We start from the raw sequence: 22,673 nt of genomic DNA, 5'->3' as shown, positions 1-22,673 counted from the left end.
CCTGTGATATCAGCCTGGTGACGACCGGTGGTTTGTGAACTTTCGGCAAACATCTGATCGAGGCGCTCAATAAACTTTTCCCTTCCACCCATCAACTCCATCAGTCCTGAAATGTCCTGCGGCACAAAAGAGCTGTATTGCCAGGAGTTGGCCTCGGTATAGTTGAAATTAACTTCTGCCGGATCGAACGGACTGAACCAGGTTTCGTTGGTTTTGGCGCGCATAAAACCGGTTTCAGGGTCAAAGATGTTTTTGTAATTCTGCGCCATTTGAATAAACTGCCCGTACACATCCTCCTTTCCTATTTCTTTGGCAAGCATGGCAATGCACCAGTCGTCGTAAGCATATTCCAGCGTTTTTGAGACCGACTCCGGCTCAGCATCAGAAGGAATGTAGCCTTTAGCCTTATAGCTTTCCAGTCCAAACTGATCCTGCATGGCGCTTTTGATGCAGGCTTCCAGCGCCTCCTCCACATCGTACCCGCGAATTCCCTTCATGTAAGCATCCACAATCACCGGCACGGCATGGTAGCCTATCATGCAGTTGGTTTCGTTGGCTGCCAGCTCCCAAACGGGCAATAATCCACCCTGCTCATATTGTTTCAGCATGGTGTTGATGAAGTCGTTGGTCAAAGCCTGGTGGGTGATAGTGAGCAACGGATGCAGCGCACGGAAGGTATCCCAGAGCGAAAACACGGTATAAACATCAAACCCTTCAGTCTGATGGATCTGCATGTCGTGACCGCGATATTTTCCATCCACATCGGTAAAAAGATTTGGAGCAACCATAGCATGATAGAGAGCCGTATAGAAAACAGTTTTCCGGTTATTATCCTTGCTTTCTGCTTTAATTTTTCCCAATTCATTTTCCCAGGTCTGGTTAGCAGCCTCTTTGATTTTTTCAAAATCCCAATCCGGAATCTCAGACGTTCTGTTAAGTTTTGCGCCTTCAGCACTAACAGCAGAAATTCCTACTTTAACCAGAATTTCCTCATCATCATTTGTGGCAAATGTTACCCATGCCTTAATATCAGCGCCCTGCGCAAACTGCTGCCCTTCGTTAGAAATTTCATTTACCGAAATTCCATAATTCACAAACGGTTTTGAAAATTCGGCATTAAAAAACACCCACTGATCATTTGCCCAGCCATCAGTCCGTCTCAGACCTTCAATTTCGGTATCGCTCACAAATCTGATCCATAAGTCGTGGATACGGTCGGTGGTCACTCCTTCGAATAGGTCAATCACTAAGTTTGCCTGAGCGGATTTCGGGAAAGTGTATTTATGAAAACCAGCCCGTTTGGTCACTGTCAGCTCTGCATTGATGTTGTAATCCTCCAATTTTACCTGGTAATAACCCGGTCGGGCAGTTTCGTCATCATGCGAAAATCTTGACCTGTAGCCGGATTCCGGGTTCTCTTCGGTTCCCGGATCAAGCAAAACTTCGCCAACGGTCGGCATCAGCCGGATATCGCCGTAATCGCCTACTCCGGTACCGCTCAGGTGGGTGTGGCTGAAGCCCATGATAGTGCTGTCGGAATAGTGATAACCAGAGCAACCATCCCAACTGTCTTTGCGTGTGTCGGGGCTCAGCTGTACCATACCTGAAGGTAGGGTAGCCCCCGGGAAAACGTGGCCATGAGCGTCGGTTCCGATAAATGGATCAACATAACCGGTAAAGCCTGATGGCTTTTCTCTACACGCGGAAAATGCCAGAACAACGATGACTAAAAGGAGGGACAATTTTTTCATTTTTCATGTACTTTTAAAAAATAAGGATTCGGTAATAATTTAGAAAGGAAAATCATCAAGGTCAATGTTTTTTTCGATGGTTTCGATGACGGGCATTTCAGCTACCAGATGCGTATGGTTACCATCGACGTAAATGGCTTTTGGGTCGGTGGGACAGGCATGTTCGCAAGCGCCACAACCCACACATATATTATCAGTAACCTCGGGAACGAACAATCCGTTTCGATGAAGTACCATCCTTACAGCTTGTGTTGGGCAATGCTCAGCACAGGCGCCACAATCGGTCTTGTCTGTAATGACCACGCAGTTTCTCCTTACAAAATGCGCTATCCCGATCTGTACCCGTTTCTTTTCTTCATTGGCTAATGGAATGATGGCGCCAGTCGGGCAAATCTGGCTGCAAACTACACATTCGTAGTTGCAAAAGCTGACTCCGTAATCCAGCCGGGGCTGCATTAATCCCATCAAACCGTATTCGGTAAATGCAGGAACGAGCACCTGCTTGGGACAAGCGGTGATACACAGGTGGCAGGCAGTACATGTGGAATTGAAATGCTCAATACATATGGACCCGGGCGGTGAAACAGGAAATTCACGAACTACCGGAACAGGCGCTTCCTGGTTACCACGCCCACGCCCCCTCCCCTGCCCTCTTCCACGATGTCTTTTCTCTTCTTCTCCCAAAACTTTCATTCCGCTAAAAACAGCAGCAGATGTTAGCAGTCCGCCAATTAAAAAGCGTCGCCGTTTATCCGGCAATGCAATTTCCTGGTCAGATTTTACCTTAACTGGAATTGAATACAAGACACCATTCGATTTGCAAGCCGACAAGCAATTGAAACAGCCTACACATCGCGACATATCTACGTTTTTTGATTTTGCATCAATGCATTCAGCTTTACACGTAATGGCGCATAGGCCGCAGCTGTTGCACTTTGCGTGATCGAGATGAATTTGAAAAAGAGATTTTCGGGAAATCAGGCTTAAAAAAGTTCCAACCGGGCAGATAGTATTACAAAAAAGCCTACCGCGCCAGGCAGAAAGAAAACCTATGATGGCAAGAAACAAAGCAGCATAAGCTATCGAAAACAACTGAAAACCTTTAACTTCGACAGGGTTAATGGCATAGGTACCAGTCCTTGAATAGTGTGCAGCTAATTCATTATTGATTAGCATATTCAACGGCCTCATTAGGTTGGAAAATATTTTACCAAAATTGCTGTAAGGATCGAGCAGATTTAAAAGCAGGGAACTTCCAAAGATGAAAAGAATAGCCGTAATCGCCAGAATTGAATATCGAAGCCAGTTGTTGGGCTTATGGTATTTAAAACGGCGCATTTTCTTTTTGGGATTAAAAATACGGGTGAGTACATCCTGCAAAGTTCCCAATGGGCATAACGTGGAACAATAAACCCTTCCAAAGAGTACCGTAAGCATCAGGATAAAGATCAAACTGATAATGGCAAAACCACCGACCACAATCAAGTTGAGTAATGCCGGAGTGAATTGCAGCCGGCTAATGTAGAAAATCCACCATTCAGGTGTCACATACTTGATGTCAATAAAAACGAAAGCAAAAAACAGCAGGAAGGCAACGGCGATGACTACCCTTAATTTTTTCAACATGATCAAATCCTGTTAAACCCTGATTCTTTTGATATTGAGTTTGCTTAGGTCGGAGGTTCCAACGCCCATTTCATCAGCCAAACCAATATAGTTGACCTCAGAAGGTTCAATACCAAACAGTAACGTAGCGGCGGCATCGATGGCAACCATATCTTCGGAGAGCATCAGACTTTTCATGTCAGCAATATCCTCCACTGATACCCCGCGCGGACCATTACGTAACATCACACGGTAAGCATCCACAACGTTGAGATCAGGTTTACGGTAAAAAGTGCAGTAGTCGGCAATACACTGATGAAGATCATTTTTATGCCACCAGCGCCGGTCCCAAACTACCCCCATCAGGTTTTTCATAGCGATGGTGAGGCGTGCAGAACCGTGGTGTTTGAGAACAGGAACATTGATGAAAACATCCGACTCCAGTATCAACTCATGTACTTTGGTTGTTTTCAGGTTTTTTCCTTTCACCACGGGTACCTCGTGGTAATAGCTTTCGGTATGACCGGGAACCATCTGTCCACCGGCGTCCTTAACTCCCTGTTCGATGCCGCTGTTTTTGTAACACAAATCCCACTTATCGCAGGTGTTATCGAAAACATATACTTGTTTGGCCCCGGCTTGAAAACAATGTTCAACAATCCGCTTCACCAGGGCAGGATTGGTATTTCCACCGCGTTCAGGCGGAACATCCCATCCGATATTGGGTTTCACTACCACGGTCTGTCCTTTTTTCACCCACTTTGACATTCCACCTGCAGCTTCCAATGCCAGGTCGAACATCTGTGCCGGTTCTCCACCACGCACAGCCACCAGGTCATAAGGACCTTCATCACCTCCCTGAAACCCGCCGGCCAGCACATTTCCTATTCCCGTAAATGACGCTGCGCCACCTGCAACGATCCCGGCGCCAACACCCTTAGTCAGAAAATCTCTTCTTTTCATGGCTTTTAATTTTAAATTCAAAAACCAAAAATACAATATTTAGGAACACCTGGTTGGGATGTTCGCCAATTTAAAAACGTTTTAAAAAGCTAAGGTGACCATGAAGGTGGGAATGTTTCTGAAGAGTACTTTTCGAAAGAAAAAACAAACCAGGCACTTTCAGGTTTTTAAAATAGCTGCATAGGATCAATAAACCGTATTGCTTGTCCTTGACAGTATCAACCTGACAATTAAAAAATGCAGGCAAGAGCCTGCAGAAATAGATGCAGCTTAGGCTGGAGCCTAAGCTGAACGCTGGGAATGTTACTGAAGATTACTTTTCGAAAGAAAAATCAAACCAGACACTTTCAGGTTTTCAAAATGGCTGAATAGGATCGGTAAACCATATTTACTGTCCTTGACAGAGTCAGCCCGACAATCAAAAATGCAGGTATAAGCCTGCAGAAATAGATGCAGCTTAGGCTGGAGCTTAGGAACATAAAAAATAAGAAACTGCCATAAATTACAGAAATGTTGAATGATAGCTGGATCAGGGAAATTAAATTTCAACAAGATACCTATTCGCACTGGAAAAGCACCTTTCCGCCGGACATATTAGAAATATATTTGCGCAGCCCCCCATAGAAATTTTCCAGTGGGAAGATTTGTTGGATTTTTGTTTCCAACTTTTTTTGGATGAAAAGTGTTTGAATTTCATCGGAAATTTTACTCAACCTGATATCTGATAAATCATTCAGCCAGTCGCCAAGGTTAAAACCCCAAAGCACTTTATTTTTAAAAATGATCTCCAATGGGTCCATTTGTCCGACCGGTATTCCGGACAAGCCACCGTACAAAATTAATTCTGATCCTTTGGGCATGGCATTGAGTATTTTACCGGTCAGTTCGCCACCTACTGCATCCAATGCTGCTGAGGCATTGAGCGCTGTAGCCATACGTGCAAGATCATCCTGAAACTTTTCATTGGTCATATTCAGCACAAATTGTTCACCTTCAGCCTGTAACATTTCGACGTGGACATCTTTTCGAACCAGGTTGATTACCGGCAGGTTCGATTCTCTGGCAAAATAGCGGATGAATTGCCCGATCTGTCCCATTGCTGCTGACTGGATCAAAGCCTGATGACCATTGGTCAGAATATGATCAAACATGCCGCGGGCTGTAAAGGGATTGACAAACAAACAACTTGCCTGCTCAACGGAAAGGTCGTTGTTTAGGAAAATACAATCGCTCAACCTTATTACGGTGTACTCCGCCCAGGTTCCGTATTCGCTTTGGGAGAAAAAGCTAACCCGCCTTCCGACAAAACTTTTATCAACACCCGAACCTGTTTCAACAATTTTTCCGGTCCCCTCAAAACCGGGGATAGCAGGCAATGGGCGTGAGATGTTGTAACCTCCACGCAGAAAAGCAATGTCAGATGGATTAACCGGGGTCAGTTCAATTTTTATAAGCACGTGATTTTCATCTGGCTGAGGCATTGGAATCTCCATCAATTTCATGGCCTGCATTGCACGAATAAGGTTAGAATTGTAAGCATCAATTATCAATGCTTTCATCGTTTCAGGAATTTTCATATTTCCACAGTTTTAAGTTAGATAAACGTTAAATGCATCAGGCAGTCTGAATACTGCACTTCTGCTATCACTTCAACAAAAAACCGCCCTGAGTAATCCCCCGGACGGTTGGTGTCACTTCGCTGAAATTATGATTTACCTCATGGGGTATTTCTTGAATATGTCATTTGCCTTCAGAAGAATATCAATGTATTGCGAACGTCTGTAAGCCAAAGGATCGTTAATGTGTTTCACTGATAACTTCCCTTTGAAGTCAGCAATGGATGCATATTGTTTCTTTTCCATCCACACATTCAGATCGTTGATCATATTGCTGATTTGTCCGATTCCATTTTTGTACAGCGTTGTAACCACCTGTACTGCTGATGCACCTGCAAGCAACAACTGAATCATATCCGATCCTTTGAGTATTCCCCGGTTTGCACAAATATCTGCATTGATCTTTCCGTCCAATAAACCGGCAAAACGCAGTGATAGTCTGTAGTCGCCATCGTTACTGAGTAACCATGGAAAAGTCAATTTTTCGGTTTCGATGTCAATGTCGGGTTGGAAAATCCTGTTGAAAAGCACAAACCCATCAACACCAGTTTCATCCATTCTGGCAATCACGTTCAATGGATTGGTGTAAAATGGACTTAGCTTGACACTTACGGGAATTTTGACTGATTGCTTTACTTTTTTAAGCACAGCAATTTGCTGATCGGTAATTTCCTTGCCGGGTTTTTTTGTGTCGCGTGGTGTATCATAAAAGTTCAATTCGAGTGCGGCAACACCAGTTTCGGCAAGCTTTTCCGCATATTCTACCCAGGAAACATCATAAACGCAGTTAAGGCTCGCGATGACTGGAATGCTAACCGTCTCCACCACCTTTCTAAGATTTAACAAGTGCAATTCAGGACCGCCATGCTCAATTTTTGGGAAAAGGGAAACCATTTCTGCGTTGCGTTCATTGTATTCTTCCAGTTGATCGTCATGTTGCATACGCTCCATTTGGATCTGCTCCTCAAACAATGATTTATAGACAATTGCTGCAGCTCCGGCATCCTCGATTTTTTGCAAAGCATTCATGTCTGTAACCAGGTTACAAGCTCCGACAATGACCGGATTTTTAAGTTTCAGTCCAAGGTAGTTTGTTGATAGATCAGCCATTTTCAAATTTTTTATGTTGATTAATATTCGTTTCAATTATGACCTGACAAAAATATTAAAAAATCTGTAGTCGTGAATTTTTCGGATTATATCTGTGAAAAATAGATTTTTGACTCCTGAATTCTAATCTAAACTGATTTTAAATTGCTGATAATGACGTTCAATCGATGGTCAAAACTTTAAGGTTTGTTAAAAATGAGTAATTTCGTGCCAAATTTTTCAAACCTGAATTTACTAAAGTAAAACGACTGATATCATGACACAGAAGAAAAAATTTATCACTTGCGATGGGAACTATGCAGCAGCCCATGTTGCTTACATGTTTAGTGAAATTGCTGCAATTTATCCCATTACCCCATCATCTACGATGGCTGAATATATTGATGAATGGGCAGCAAACGGCCGTAAAAATATTTTTGGCGAAACAGTTAAAGTAACCGAGATGCAATCCGAAGGTGGTGCGGCGGGCGCCTTACATGGCGCACTTCAGGCCGGAACGCTGGCCAGTACCTTCACCGCCTCACAAGGGCTGATGCTGATGCTTCCAAATATGTACAAGATTTCGGGAGAACTTTTACCCGGTGTTCTTCATGTTAGCGCCAGAAGCCTTGCTGCTCAGGCACTCTCGATCTTTGGCGATCATTCCGATGTGATGGCAGCCCGAAACACCGGTTTTGCCTTCCTGGCCACAGGTAGTGTTCAGGAAATCATGGATCTGGCAGGTATTGCCCACCTCGCAGCCATTAAATCACGAATTCCATTCGTTCATTTTTTTGACGGATTCCGCACATCACACGAAATCCAAAAAGTGGAATATTTCGGCAATGACGACCTCGCTCCACTGCTCGACAGGAATGCATTACAAGCATTCAGAGACAATGCACTTAACCCGGAACACCCGGTGACCCGCGGAACTGCGCAGAATCCGGACATCTATTTCCAATCCCGTGAAGCTGCCAACAAATTCTACGATCCGATTCCTGATCTTGTGGAACATTACATGCAGGAGATCGCAAAACTCACCGGACGCGAATATCACCCTTTCAGCTACTATGGTGCGCAAGATGCTGAAAATATTGTCATTGCCATGGGCTCAGTAACCACAACCATAAAAGAAACGATTGACCATCTGTTGTCAAAAGGAGAAAAGGTTGGCTTAATCAGCGTTCATCTTTACCGTCCATTTTCCGCAAAATATTTCTTTAATGTGCTTCCCAGGTCTGTAAAACGTATTGCTGTACTTGACCGTACCAAAGAGCCAGGCGCCAATGGTGAGCCATTATATCTTGATATCAGAGATCTTTTCTATGACAAAGAAAATGTTCCTTTAATTGTAGGTGGTCGTTATGGATTAAGTTCAAAAGACACCACTCCTGCAATGATTATTTCTGTTTATGAAAACCTGAAGTTAAAAGAGCCGAAGAATCATTTCACTGTTGGTATTGTGGATGATGTAAAATTCACTTCTCTTCCGCTTCAGCCCGAAGTCAGTATTGTGCCAAAAGGGACTTATGAAGCTAAATTCTACGGTTTGGGAGCGGACGGGACTGTTGGCGCCAACAAAAATTCCATCATGATCATTGGGGATAATACACCCAAATATTGTCAGGCATACTTTGCATACGACTCTAAAAAATCCGGGGGTATTACCGTTTCTCATCTCCGTTTTGGCGACAAACCCATTCAGGCCTCTTACCTTGTAGGAACCCCTGATTTCGTAGCTTGTCACGTACCTGCTTACCTTGAAAAATATGACATGCTGAAAGGGCTGAAAAAAGGCGGTACATTCCTGCTCAACAGTATTTGGGATGCTGAAGAAACAAAAAACCGGCTTCCCGATCACATGAAGAAATATCTCGCTTTGAACGACATCAAGTTTTACACCATCAATGCTACTAAAATTGCAGAAGAAATTGGTCTCGGAGGCCGTACCAACACCATCATGCAATCAGCATTTTTCAAAATCTCCAATGTGATTCCCTACGAACTTGCTGTTGAACAGATGAAGAAATTCATCATCAAGAGCTTTGGCAAAAAGGGAGAAGAAATTGTTAACATGAACTTTGCAGCTGTTGACAAAGGTGGCGAAGTTGAAAAGATTGAAATACCCATAGAATGGGCAAAAATTGAAGTTAAAAAAGTAGTTGATGATCGTGCCATTCCGGATTTTATCAAATATGTTGTTGAGCCAATCAACGCACAGAAAGGGGACGACCTTCCTGTAAGTGCCTTCCTTGGACGCGAAGACGGTACATTCCCTGCAGGAACTACCCAATACGAAAAACGTGGTATTGCAGTTCATGTTCCTGAATGGATACCCGAAAACTGCATTCAATGTAACCAATGTGCCTATGTTTGCCCTCACGCCTGTATCCGTCCATTTTTGATTAATGAAGAAGAAATGGCCAAGATGCCAGGTGGCTTAAAAACACTTAAAGCCATACCAAAAACTTTCGATGGACTTCAATTCAGGATCCAGCTCAGTCCGCTCGATTGTACCGGTTGCGGAAACTGTGCGGATGTTTGTCCAGCCAAAACAAATGCCCTTGTGATGGAACCGCTTGAATCGCAAATGCATGAACAGGATAACTGGGATTTAATCACTAAACAAGTGACTTATAAAGATACCATAGTTGAAAAAGATAAATCCGTCAAAAACAGCCAGTTCGCTCAACCTTTATTCGAATTTTCGGGAGCTTGTGCCGGCTGCGGTGAAACGCCTTATGTAAAACTTATCACTCAACTTTTCGGCGACCGGATGATGATAGCCAATGCAACCGGATGCTCTTCGATTTATGGAGGTTCTGCCCCTTCAACACCCTATTGTGTTAATGCTGAAGGCAAAGGCCCTGCTTGGGCAAATTCACTCTTTGAAGACAATGCTGAATATGGTTTTGGAATGATGCTCGGTGTAAACAAAATGCGCCAGCGTCTTGCCGATAAGATGAACACTGCACTGAAAAACGGACTTCCGGAAGATATGAAATCCGCTTTCAACCTATGGCTCGAAAACATCAATAGTGGCGATGGATCAAAGGCAGCCTCCGCCAGAGTAATAGAGCTTTGCAGGAAATCGGATCTTGCAGTGGCCAAAGAAATCATGAGTTTGGAACAATACCTGATTAAAAAGTCAGTATGGGCCTTTGGCGGAGACGGCTGGGCTTACGATATTGGTTATGGTGGTCTCGACCATGTTTTAGCTTCCGGCGAAGACATCAATGTGCTTGTAATGGATACGGAGGTTTATTCGAATACAGGTGGACAAGCTTCAAAGTCTACCCCAGTGGGTGCTGTAGCCAAATTTGCTGCTTCCGGAAAGAAAACCCGTAAAAAAGACCTTGGCGCCATGGCCATGACTTATGGCTATGTTTATGTAGCTCAAGTGGCGATGGGCGCTAATCAATCCCAGTTCCTCAAAGCATTGAGAGAAGCAGAGGCTTATCCCGGACCATCACTGATCATAGCCTACTCCCCTTGTATCAACCATGGGCTGCGTGCAGGTATGGGAAAAGCACAGGATGAAGCCAACAGAGCCGTTGAGTCAGGTTACTGGCACCTCTACAGGTACAACCCTGCACTGGAAGAAGAAGGAAAGAACCCGTTCCAACTCGATTCCAAAGAGCCCGACTGGAGTAAGTTCCACGACTTCTTAAACGGTGAGGTCCGCTATACTTCATTACGGCTTGCCTTCCCGGCAGAAGCAGAAATCCTTAGTAAAGAAGCGCTCAAAAATGCCCAATGGCGCTATGAAAGCTACAAACGCTTTGCAGCCATGGACTTTACTCATCATGAATAATTGCAGATAGCTCCTTGTGCAAAATAATCAAACCCTGCAAGTTGCAATCGAAAATTGCAATTTGCAAGGTTTTTTTTATTCGAAAATAATTTGAGTTTTACCCGAACAACGCTTTGAAAACATCCTCTATACGGGAAACAGGGATGATTTGGATGGTTGATTTTGAGGTATCTGCTTTTTTGAATCCGTAACCAGAAACAAATATTTTTTCAAAACCTAGTTTTTGGGCTTCACTGATTCGCTGTTCAAGACGGTTCACTGCTCTGATTTCGCCGGAAAGTCCAACCTCTGCAGCAAAGCAAGCCTTGGGGCTGATTGGCATATCTTCGTTGGAAGAGAGTACCGCACATACCACTGCCAGGTCAATTGCAGGATCATCCACGCGAATACCTCCGGCGATATTCAGAAACACATCTTTATGGGTCAATCTGAAGCCTGCACGTTTTTCAAGCACAGCGAGCAGCATATTCAGACGTCTTGCATCAAAACCTGTTGCAGAGCGCTGCGGAACACCATAGGCTGCTGTGCTCACCAGAGCCTGGGTCTCGATGAGCATTGGGCGTAATCCTTCAATAGTAGCGGAAATGGCAATTCCACTAAGGTTTTCATCACGTTGAGATATAAGCAGCTCCGATGGATTACTTACTTCCCTCAAGCCGGTATCGCGCATCTCGTAAATTCCTATTTCGTGCGCTGAACCAAACCTGTTTTTGACGGCCCTTAAAATGCGATATCCGTAATTACGGTCACCCTCGAAGTAGAGTACGGTATCAACAATGTGCTCCAGGATCTTCGGGCCGGCAATGTTACCCTCCTTGGTGATGTGCCCTACAAGAAATACAGGGGTATTCGTGATTTTTGCATATTGCTGTAACTGGTTGGCACATTCACGGATTTGAGAGATACTTCCGGCCGAAGAATCAATCATTTGCGTATGCAGCGTCTGAATCGAATCTATAACAATGATGCCGGGTTTGACATTTTCGATTTGTAAAAAAATATCTTCCATCGAAGTTTCGGTGAGTACCAGGCATCCTGCTTCTGTCTTTCCAAGTCGCTCAGCACGCATTTTAATCTGTTGATCACTTTCTTCACCTGAAACATAGAGCACACGTTTATTCTGTAATTTCAAGGCAAGCTGCAACATCAGTGTTGATTTCCCGATCCCCGGCTCTCCTCCTACCAACACCACCGATCCGGTGACCAATCCCCCACCAAGAACCCGGTTGAGTTCCTTGTCATGAGTATCAATCCTCGCTTCATCACTGGTTTCAATTTCACTCAATAACTTAGGTGTCCTGCGTGTTGAAGTTCCAACATCTGTTTTCCCAATCTTCTTATCCGTGCGTACAATTTCCTCAACAAAAGTGTTCCAGCTCCCGCAGGAAGGGCATTTTCCGACCCACTTTGGCGACTGTTGTCCACAGTTTTGACAAAAGAAAACAGTTTTGGTTTTTGCCATTTATTTCGAAATAACAGTTATTGATATGATAACAGTCAGTTGGTATAGAATTTCAGAACAATCGTTTTCGATCTGCACCAACTATATAAAAAATTATCAAATTGCCTTAATCTGCTTAATTAAACCCGATGTTGAAAACCCATCAAGATAATCAACAGTAACCACATCGCCTCCATTTTCAGTTACAATATCGTAACCAACGATATCTTCAGCATTGTAGTCACTGCCTTTTACCAGCACATCCGGTTTTACCAATTTAATCAATTCATAGGGAGTGTCCTGATCGAAAAGCACGACAGCATCAACAAATCGTAAAGATGACAGCAACAGAGCCCTTGATCTTTCATCCTGCACCGGTCGTCCGTTTCCTTTCAGCCGGGTGATAGAAGCATCGGTATTTAAACCAATAATCAGTACATCGCCTTTATCCGCTGCTGTAGCCAGGTAATCAATATGTCCCTGGTGAAGGAGGTCAAAACATCCGTTGGTAAAAACTACTTTTTTCTCATGAAATTTCCAGTAAGCCAGCCAGTATTTAAGATTATCCCAATTCGTAAAGATCCGGGATTCAACAAATTCAAGTTTTTGCATGATCTTTAGTTTTATTGAAAACAGGTAATAAAATCAACGAAATTAAGCCGGTTATAACAATCATCAATGTTTGGGCAGTCCAGCCAAGCCAGCCCAAAGCATAGCCATAAGTTGTCGGAATGTTATACAAAATGAGGGTTTCAGCAATTATTGCAGGGTAAATTCCAATCCCACCCTGAACTAACATGATCCCTATAGAGCCAAAAATAAGGAGCGACAGTGCGGTTTCGAGTCCAAGATGGCTGGTTTGCGGCATGGTAAAAAAGCAAACATAAATCATCAGGTAATAAAGGAACCAAATCATTATGGTCTGAAATATGAAAAGAAACGGGCGTTTGATGCGGGTGACTGCCCACAACCCATGCCAAAAACCGGTAACGAGTTCTTTAATTTTCTGATAAAATCTATAATGACTGATTCTTTTTCTAAGAAAAATGAAAGCAAGGATCAGCATCAGGAAGCTTGCTCCAATGATATAAAGAAGATATCTTGAGCCATCGTCAAAATTGATTTTTTCACTCAATGGAGCATAAACCTTTTCATCAACGTACAGGCTGAGTTTATCGGAGAAAATGAAAAGGTTGATAAAAAACAACAACACAAAAACTGCAAGATCAAGGCTTCGCTCAACCAATACCGTGCCGAAGGATTTACTCATCGGGATATTTTCGTATTTATTCAACACTCCACAACGGGTCACTTCTCCGAGCCTTGGCAAGGCAGTATTTGCAAGATAACCAACCATAACTGCAAAAAACGTGTTTTTAATTTTAGGGTGATAACCCATGGGTTCTAAAAGACTATTCCAGCGGTAAGATCTGATAATGTGACTGATTACGCCAAGAACTATAGAAAGAAGGAGCCAAAAATAGTTGGCATGAATGAACGAAACCCAGATTTCGTGTTTTTGATCAGGGGTAAGTTTGCGCAGAAATATCCAGATAAAGAAAATACCTATTGCAAGAAAAAACAGGATTTTCAATGCAGATGCAATGTTCCTTTTCAAGGTTTAACCAAGTTTGTTGTTATGGTCGGGGAAAATGATATGAGGTTTGAACGTCTTTGCAATTTCAAAATCCATCGAAGCATAAGAAACAATGATTACCAGATCACCGGCGGAGGCCTTGCGGGCAGCAGCCCCGTTGAGCGAAATATAACCAGTACCTCTTGGACCCTTTATAACATAGGTCTCGAGTCGCTCGCCATTTGAAATATTGTAGATATGAACCTTTTCATTCTCGATCAGATTTGCCGCGTCAATCAGGTCTTCATCAATAGCGATACTGCCGATGTAATTCAGGTTGGCCTCGGTTAAAGTGGCCCTGTGTATTTTCGATTTCAAAACTTCAATTTGCATAACGGGGGCAAAATTACTAAAATATTAAGACATTATCTATAAGTCGAATCTTTCCAACCATTACCGCAGCGCAACAAACCAGGCTTTCTGCATCACTCCAATTCGTCACCGGCAGCAGCGTAACGGCATCAACTACAGATATGTATTCAACATTTATTTCATCATACTTGTTCAACCTGGAAACCGCCCATTCCTCAGCCTCTTTCACCGTTACCTTTCCTGCCTTCTCTCTAATTCCGCATAAAACTTTGTAAATTACAGGAGCAATCATGCGTTCCTTCTCATTCAGTCTGACATTACGGGAACTCATAGCGAGCCCATCTTTTTCACGGACAGTCGGGTATGGCACAATATCAACTGGTAAATTCAAATTTGAGGTTAAAGTCTGAATAATTCTAAGTTGCTGAAAGTCTTTCATCCCAAAATAAGCCCTGTCAGGCGTAATAATTTCAAATAATTTCCTGACCACAACAGCAACGCCATTGAAATGTCCCGGACGGAACTTACCCTCCATGACCTTATCCATCTGACCAAAATCGTATTTATCAACAACCGGTTCAGGGTACATTTCATTTACCCCGGGAAAAAAAAGCAGGTCACAGGCCACTTCCTCTAATTTATGAATATCCTCCGAAATAGGCCTGGGATACTTTTCAAGGTCCTCCTTATTGTTAAACTGAATTGGGTTAACGAAAATACTTGCAACAACAAAGTCATTTTCAGATGTAGCCCGGTTCACCAGAGCAATATGACCAGCATGTAAAGCGCCCATCGTTGGAACAAAACCAATAGATTTTCCGGTGGCTTTGATACCTTTAATAAACTCCTTAACATCGCTTATAGACTTAATAACTCTCATGGGAGGAATACTAATCTCCTTGCATTAGAATGAGCAACATGTCCTTTTCAATCGAAAGGGTAGGATTTTCAACAATTCTTCCAATTTCCACGCCCCTTTTTAATAAAATGAATGTAGGAACAAGTGTGACTCCGAGTCCGCTGATATCAAGATCACCCGTCGATTTCTTACGATCCATTGCTATCAACTCAACATTTTTCTCATCAAGTTTAACTGCGTCGAGAATTTTGTAAAAATGTGGGATATTTTTCCTGGAATCGCTACACCAGGTTCCCATCACAACGGTGATCTTCAAATCTTTTTTTCTATTTCTCAACTCTTTGATTGCGTTTTCATCAGGATTATAAGACTGATATCCATCACTAAACCAGGTTTTAAAAGCAGTATGTTCAAAGCCCTGGCGATCACATTTACCAATTAGATCCTCATTACCACGGTCGGGATCAATAACAACCCTGTTTAATTCCTGAGAGGTGCAAAAAGTAACCAAGATTAACATCAAGAGGACTGTCGAAAAGATTTTCATAATTTTTTGATTTTGATTTATTGGGCAAAATTACTAAAAGCAATTAAGCATGGCCTAACCTTTAATAAAAAAAGGGGGAACCATGAAGATTCCCCCTTAAAACTTATGTGAGGACTACTGATTAATTAACAGTAAGTCTTTTAGTTACTACAACTCCATCAGTGGTTTGGATTTGTACAAAGTACATTCCGGGACCAAAATTGGAGGTATTGATCTGGAAGTTGACCTGATCAATTTCCTGATCAAATACAACTTGACCAACATAGTTAACAACTTTCAGATTCCTGATTTCAAAATTAGTCTCGATATTAACGAAATCTTTAGCAGGATTCGGGAAGAGGTTAACAGTAAGTTCGGCTGTAAGGTCATTGATTGCTGTAACACCAGCCTTCAGGCTAATGATAGCTGACAATCCGTTTTCTGCAAATACATCAGTATTTGGCATATTAGGATCGAATGTAGCTGTGAGATCAATTACCTCACCATCACGGTAAACCTTGAATGTCAGTACATCACCTGCAACAAAACCGTTAACAGATTTCGAGGTAAACTCGTTACCATACACTCTGATTACGGCATTATCTTTCAGGTTGGTAATTTCAACCATACCGGCAATACTGCCATCCTGGTTGAAAGCACCCACAACGTCGCCAACTCTCAACTGAGCAAGTGCATCAGCGGTGAGCGCAATGTTGTGTTGTACACCTGTCATTTGAACAGTTTTCCATGTGGTTGTATTTGCTGGCATAGATACATAACCCGGTGTTGCAGCTTTTACAAGCGGAACATTGAAATCAACAGATCCCGGGCTGGCAAGAGCAACCAGGTAAGCGCTTCCAGGAACAAGATACTCTAATGAGTATACACTATACTGTGGCCAGTATACACCAGAGTAGTCAATACTAAAGGCAGCGATTAACTGAGCACCCAATGGACCAAATACATCAGCAGCAAGGACAACGCCCTGACTCCAAACTGGCATAATTGACCATCCAGCTGGCAGGTCGACTACAGTTCCTAATGTAGGATAACCAGTCACAGTAAGTGAAGTTGGATAACCACCACTCAGGCCAGTTTTTGCTCCTTTTTCCTCATTCCATGGGAATGACATTGCTCCTGGGACATAAACGGTGTTTGGTTGATAAAACTCAACATACTGCAGGTCTGCGATGATCGGAGCAACTATGGTTGCAATGTCATCTTCCAACAAATCAAGGTAGGTTGACATACCATTTACAGCGCCGTTCAGGTCGATAACCTGAGTCCAGGGAAGAACAGTGAGGAAAGCAGTCATGGAAATTAATCTGTCAGGATCACATCCATTGGTAACTTCAACATAGTAACCACCTTCGTCCTCCAAAGTTACTGCAAACAGTGTTAGGGTAGCTTCAGTAGCCCCATCGATCATTCCATTTGGACCATACCATTGATATTCTTCAGCATTCTCTGCAACAACGGTGAATTCAGCATCCATTCCCCAAAGAACAGAAACATCTACCGGTTGTTCTACAATTACTGCGTAAGAGTTGAAAGTCATACCTACAACAATCAGTTCAGACATGCAACCATTAGCATCCTCAACCATACCTTCAAATGTATAAGCGCCTGCCGGATAATCGCCAGGTAATACCAGGTAAGTAATTTCACCCGAATAATCTTTCTTGAGACCATCAACCAGCATGAAACCATCATTTACGCCGATATAGAAGATGGGCTGATTACCATTGATAATCCACCACATCCACTCTTGCCATGAACCGGGAGCAGCTCCGGCGTTAACGCCACGGCCATCCCAGTATTCAAAGTATCCATCAGGATAGGTGGTCACATAGAATCCATAATAACCTTCGGCAAGCGCAGGTTCTGACATCAGTGAAGCAATATTGAGTGCATAACCAGCTGATGCAGGGTTAATACAAAGCTCATAACCTTCAGCCAGACCGCCATCAACCGGCATCCATACTTCACCATCTTCAGTTACCTCAAGGCCAACCTCTGTCAAAACAGGTAATGCATTTACAGTAACAAAGAAGGAACAAACGTCGGTTCCACATTGATTTGATGCTTCTACAACAAATTCATGAACTCCTGCGCCAAGCAAAGCTGGATCAATTGCATAGCCACCATATTCAAATGGTTCAGCATCGATACATACTGCGATATCTTCAGGACATTCGGCAACCGGGGCGCCAATTACTTCAATGGTGAAGGAACATTCTGCAACACCGCATTCATTTTCTGCTGTGAAGGTGAATGGGTAAACACCCGGATCGTACATCGATGGATCAAATACGAATTCGCCGAATACAAATGGCTCATCGTTGTAGCACAATACCTGATCTTCTGGACATTCTACAACCGGTAATCCAAGCACAGTAATTTCAAATACGCATGATGCAATCAGTCCATTACCGCAATCGAAAGTATAGGTAATCTCGTGTACACCTTCACCAGCTACTTCAGGATAGAACATGCCATCCATCACGCCAACACCGGTATATTCGCCACCTGTGGGTTCAGCACCAGCAAGAACGAAAGACCCGCCATTGATGCAAACTTCAAAGTCTTCAGGACATGTAACTTCACACTCCAATGGATTTACGATTAAAACTCCGGAATTGTTATCCCAGAATCCGCCAATACCACCATACACAAAATCGCCATCTAAGCACTGGAAGCGGCTTGCATAGTAGTAAGTACCGTCCTCCATGATTGCAGCACCAATGTTGGCTACGTATTCTGAGTTATTCCCGGCAATGACATTCAATGTAGCCGGTACCCAGTTGGTAAATAATGAAGGATCAACATTTTCAGTTGAATAACCAACCCATGCTGACATACCTGGAATTTCTTGTCCAGGATAGTTTGCAGAGTAAACCTGTGCATAAACGTCGAAATCATCACCTACAAAGATTTCTCCTGACTCTGGCCATTGTACGTTCGCCCATTCAATGCTGCATGGAGGAATACCGCAGAATTCAATTACGGTTAATACTCCGGAAACGTTATTTATACCATCCCAGAAACCGCCATCAAAACCACCATAGTAAACCATATCATCGAAGGTGAACTTGGTAGCATAATAATAGGTACCGGCAACCAGGCCATCACCAATTTGACCAGAGTATTCGGGTTGTCCGTTAAAACCACCAAAACCAAAACCCGTTGAAGGATACCAGGTAGTCCAGGTGGCAGGATCTGTATTCTCGCCACTGATACCAAATTCAACAACAAGTCCCTCGTAACCGGTTTCAGGATTTAAAACACCATTTTCAATCACAACCTGTCCATAAACAGTTAATGGTTGGAAATTATCCAGGCAAATTTCACTGGTTGGCGGCCATTGCAGGTTAGCAAATACCAATTCAGGAATTGGGTCTGCTTCTACGTTAATAACAAATGTACAGAAATTTGTACATCCTGTTTCAACATCAGTGTAGGTATAAGTAATTAAATATTCACCTGTTTCGAAAACAAGGAAATCATTACCCAATACGCCAGTACCACTGTATTCACCGCCCATAGGCATTGCACCGTCCAGAGTGATTGGAAGATCTGAGAGATAAACGCTGAAAGCATCCGGACAAGTAACTTCAGGTAAGCCAAAAACTGTTACATAGAATGTACATTCAGCAATGCCACATTCATTTTCAGATGTGAGGGTGAAAGGCCATTCACCAGCGCCATAAGCTGCAGGATCGAATAAAATTCCACCAATTTCGAATGGATCGGCGTCAATGCAGACAAAAGCATCTTCAGGGCAAACCGGTGGTTCCGGCAGCGGAAGTACAGTTACGTAGAAAGTACATTCAGCAACACCACATTCATTTTCGGCAGTAAATGTAAAGCTGTAAACACCTGGATTGTATAATGAAGGGTCAAAGGTCCATTCACCAAATACGAAAGGCTCAGCATTTACGCAAATTTCGAAATCCTCAGGACATTCTACAACAGGAGCACCGATTACTTCAATAGTGAAAGAACATTCAACAGTCCCACAAGCATTGGATGCTGTGAAGGTGAATGGATAAACACCCGGGTCGTACATTGATGGATCAAATGTGAAGTCGCCGAATACAAATGGTTCATCGTTGTAGCACAATACCTGATCTTCAGGGCAATCAACCACCGGAAGAGCAATAACTTCGATTTCGAACATACAGTCGTTGCTGCAACCTGTTTCAGGATCGGTGTACATGTAATGAATCATGAACATACCTGGTGCAGAAGGATTCCAACCAGTAATTACTTCACCATCAAAGTGGAAAACACCTGGTTCGGTAAACTCAACAAAGTCACCACCTTCACAAAGCGGTCCATAAGCAGGGCATTCAATTACCGGAAGTGCAAAGACTTCAAATGAAACACTTGCTGTTGCATCTAAACATGGGGGAGTTGCATATCCGGTTACCGAAATTGTAACTTCACCAACATAATCAGTGAATAAAACGAACAATGAGTTCACCCATCCACCTGCTTCAACCGGATCAATAACCCATTCAACTGAAGCTGCATTTTCAATTACAACACCTGAAAAATCATATTCAAAGTTAGTTCCAACACAGAGGTTTTCAAAAGCTTCTGGGAAATTAGTGATAACAACGTTTTCGCAACCGTCTGGAATAGCACACAGTTCATTAGACTGGCATGATTCTTCACCTCCTTCAAGGAGTTGGGTTACGGTGAAGCAGTATTCAGTTCCATTTGCCAGACCTTCTACCAGGTAAGTATTCCCTTCAACATTGGATGCAATGAGGGCGCCATCCTGATAAACATTGAAAGTCGGAACATAGGGCTGAACAGTGGTAAAAGCCAGGTTAACTATACTGTATTCATTGTTTGTAGCAGGGAACACCGATTGTGTATAGGCATCACCATAGGGATTGAAGAATTCAATTTGAAATTCCTCACTCTCGGTCATGGTGGCAGCATTGTAAGCTTTAATTGTTATGGCGTTACCGGGCGTGTAACCATTGGTAAGGTTTCCCAAAACATCAAAGGCTACCAAAAACTCTGCAAAGGTTCCGGGAACCGGAGCTGCTGATAATGTCCAAACACCACATATAATGCTACCATCTAAAATTGCCAGTTCATCACCAGCTTGTAACGAAACTCCATTGAATAATGCCTGGTCGATGTAAAGTGTCCAGGTATTTTCACCGGCATTTCCACCTGGCCAGGTAAAATGCGAGCGAGTTTGAGTAATTTTTTCTTCAAACTCTACTTCAGATTTTATAGGAACTTCAATTCCAGTCCATGTCAATGCAACTTGTGAATTACCGGGTTCAGCGGAAACAAGCATTGGACAATTGGGCTGCTCTGTAGTGAAGTTCATATTAACAATACTGTACTCATTATTTGTGGCAGGGAAAATGGGTAAAGTATAGGCATCACCGTAAGGATTGAAAAATTCAACAGTAAATTCTTCGCTTTCTTCCATTGTTGCAGCATTGTATGCTTTTAAGGTAATGGCATTACCGGGTGTATAACCATTGGTAAGGTTACCTAAAACGTCAAATGCAACAAGGAACTCAGCGAATGTTCCAGGAACTGGGGCTGCTGTTAATGTCCAAACACCGCAAACAATATTCCCGTCAAGTATAGCAACTTCATCACCTGCCTGCAATGAAACTCCATTGAATAATGCCTGATCTATGTAAAGTGTCCAGGTATTTTCTCCTGCATTACCTCCCGGCCATGTAAAATGTGAACGGGTGTTACTATTTGAATTTACAGGTGCAGGTGCTACAGTGTTATCAGCTGCTGGATAAATTAATGTTGTCGGAGAATTCACCGTAACTAAGTAACCTTCACTTGGAATAAGGTTACCGATACCATTAACCCAGTTGGGTCCAATTTTCCTGAGCGTAGCTCCAGTTGAATTTTTAACCTGATTTAACTGGGCTAATATAGGAGTAAATGCGGTTAAGGCATTCATTGGTGCCTGGTGAAGGAAACTTACGATTTTAGTTCCTGTCAATGGAATAGGTGTATTAAAAGGAACAACCGAACCACAAAATTCCAGTGCAGCGCCTGCATTCATAGTAATCAGGTAACCTTCGGTTGAAATCCAGTTTCCGATACCATTGACCCAGTTAGGTCCAATTTTCCGCAAAGTGGCGCCAGTAGAACTTTTTACTGTATTCAAACTACCAAGAACAGGAGTCATCATTGCCAACATGTTCATGTTATCTGTCTGAATGTAGGAAGAATAAAAGCGTGTACCTGATAAAAGGTTAATTGTTTGGCAAACTGGTGGTTCAACACAGGGTCCGAAGCTGGCAACAACTTCAAGTACGCCATTGGACCAGTTAAATTCTTCGCCAAGGTCGTCGTATGCTTTTACGCACAATTCTTCGGATGTGGTTGAGTAATAGAATTTCCACTGTACTAATTCATTTTCTGCAAAACCATTTTTAGTGGGCTCCAGATCATCGTTACCGAAAGCAACGAGGGCAACGTTACCTGTGCCAAGCCATTCAATGGCGCCGGCACAATACAATTCCCCGTCATCTTCGTAAAACGCGCCGATCCAGTCGCCGGCTTGCAATGCATCAACACCGGTAAAAGCAACGGTGGTGGGTATTGCATAGGTAGCTGAGGTGGGATTCAGGGTAAATCCCCATCCCGGCGGTAGGCCAGGGATTTGTGCGTTCCCAATAAAGGGAAGCAACATAAAGAGCATAATCCATACTCTTGATTTGTAAACTTTTAAAAACATGTAATCCTCCTTTTTTAAAGATTTGTATTAAATTTAGGTTAAGAAAATTCCGCTTTTCGCAAACAAATATAGAACTATTAATCCGATCACAGCTAATGTTTTTAACTTTTTTTAATTTCAAATTCTGTCATCAAATCAAGGTGATCTTTGAAATTCTGCAAAAACCCCTTAAAATCAACGCAGACAGCGATACCAAAAAAGTTGTTTAATTGATACAAAATCAATCACTATGTAAAAAAAACACTGCTTTTTTATCCTCCTTCCACTAATTCTCAGAGTGCAAATATAAACTTTAATTACTAATATTGAGAAAAAA

At 42.8% G+C, this 22,673-nt stretch carries 13 protein-coding genes; 1 reads left to right on the top strand and 12 read right to left on the bottom strand.

Features of this window, described 5'->3' with window-relative positions; genetic code table 11:
- The 5 genes from IH598_09105 to IH598_09085 all read right to left on the bottom strand — a co-directional run.
- A partial coding sequence (locus IH598_09105) for a GH92 family glycosyl hydrolase (GenBank protein MBE0638667.1) occupies positions 1-1,751 on the bottom strand: 1,751 nt, incomplete at its 3' end.
- Positions 1,752-1,790: 39 nt separating this feature from the next.
- A complete protein-coding gene (locus IH598_09100; GenBank protein ID MBE0638666.1) occupies positions 1,791-3,377 on the bottom strand; it encodes a 4Fe-4S binding protein in 1,587 nt (528 codons plus the stop codon).
- A 12-nt stretch (positions 3,378-3,389) separates the two neighbouring features.
- Complete coding sequence (locus IH598_09095; protein MBE0638665.1) at positions 3,390-4,319, bottom strand: DUF362 domain-containing protein; 930 nt, start codon at positions 4,317-4,319, stop codon at positions 3,390-3,392.
- 557 nt (positions 4,320-4,876) lie between these two features.
- Positions 4,877-5,896 carry an alcohol dehydrogenase catalytic domain-containing protein gene (locus IH598_09090; protein ID MBE0638664.1) on the bottom strand — a complete coding sequence of 340 codons (1,020 nt, stop codon included), beginning with the start codon at positions 5,894-5,896 and terminating at the stop codon, positions 4,877-4,879.
- A 135-nt stretch (positions 5,897-6,031) separates the two neighbouring features.
- Positions 6,032-7,045: a dihydroorotate dehydrogenase-like protein gene (locus IH598_09085; GenBank protein ID MBE0638663.1), complete on the bottom strand. Its 1,014-nt coding sequence runs from the start codon at positions 7,043-7,045 to the stop codon at positions 6,032-6,034.
- 256 nt (positions 7,046-7,301) lie between these two features.
- Here IH598_09085 and nifJ point away from each other — a divergent pair, with 256 nt between their 5' ends.
- A complete protein-coding gene (gene nifJ, locus IH598_09080) occupies positions 7,302-10,841 on the top strand; it encodes a pyruvate:ferredoxin (flavodoxin) oxidoreductase (protein MBE0638662.1) in 3,540 nt (1,179 codons plus the stop codon).
- Positions 10,842-10,938: 97 nt separating this feature from the next.
- Here the strand turns inward: nifJ and radA are convergent, their stop codons facing one another.
- From radA to IH598_09045, 7 genes are all read right to left on the bottom strand, one after another.
- Positions 10,939-12,303 (bottom strand): DNA repair protein RadA, encoded by a 1,365-nt coding sequence (radA, locus tag IH598_09075; GenBank protein MBE0638661.1) that lies wholly within the window; start codon positions 12,301-12,303, stop codon positions 10,939-10,941.
- 96 nt (positions 12,304-12,399) lie between these two features.
- The gene (rfaE2, locus tag IH598_09070; GenBank protein MBE0638660.1) at positions 12,400-12,894 is read right to left on the bottom strand and encodes a D-glycero-beta-D-manno-heptose 1-phosphate adenylyltransferase; all 495 of its coding nucleotides are present in this window, start codon (positions 12,892-12,894) and stop codon (positions 12,400-12,402) included.
- On the bottom strand, positions 12,881-13,900 hold the full coding sequence (locus IH598_09065; GenBank protein MBE0638659.1) for a flippase-like domain-containing protein: 1,020 nt from the start codon (positions 13,898-13,900) through the stop codon (positions 12,881-12,883). Before IH598_09065 ends, rfaE2 begins: the two co-directional genes overlap by 14 nt.
- A 3-nt stretch (positions 13,901-13,903) precedes the next feature.
- On the bottom strand, positions 13,904-14,251 hold the full coding sequence (locus IH598_09060) for an aspartate 1-decarboxylase (GenBank protein ID MBE0638658.1): 348 nt from the start codon (positions 14,249-14,251) through the stop codon (positions 13,904-13,906).
- A 16-nt stretch (positions 14,252-14,267) separates the two neighbouring features.
- The gene (locus IH598_09055) at positions 14,268-15,110 is read right to left on the bottom strand and encodes a pantoate--beta-alanine ligase (protein MBE0638657.1); all 843 of its coding nucleotides are present in this window, start codon (positions 15,108-15,110) and stop codon (positions 14,268-14,270) included.
- 10 nt (positions 15,111-15,120) lie between these two features.
- Positions 15,121-15,636 carry a thioredoxin family protein gene (locus tag IH598_09050; protein MBE0638656.1) on the bottom strand — a complete coding sequence of 172 codons (516 nt, stop codon included), beginning with the start codon at positions 15,634-15,636 and terminating at the stop codon, positions 15,121-15,123.
- 121 nt (positions 15,637-15,757) lie between these two features.
- Complete coding sequence (locus IH598_09045) at positions 15,758-22,357, bottom strand: T9SS type A sorting domain-containing protein (GenBank protein ID MBE0638655.1); 6,600 nt, start codon at positions 22,355-22,357, stop codon at positions 15,758-15,760.
- Between the last annotated feature and the right edge of the window lie 316 nt (positions 22,358-22,673).

Source organism: Bacteroidales bacterium (assembly GCA_014860585.1).
Lineage (GTDB): Bacteria > Bacteroidota > Bacteroidia > Bacteroidales > 4484-276 > RZYY01.
The sequence above is the reverse complement of the archived record's forward strand: the minus strand, read 5'-3'. Positions and strand labels throughout refer to the sequence as shown.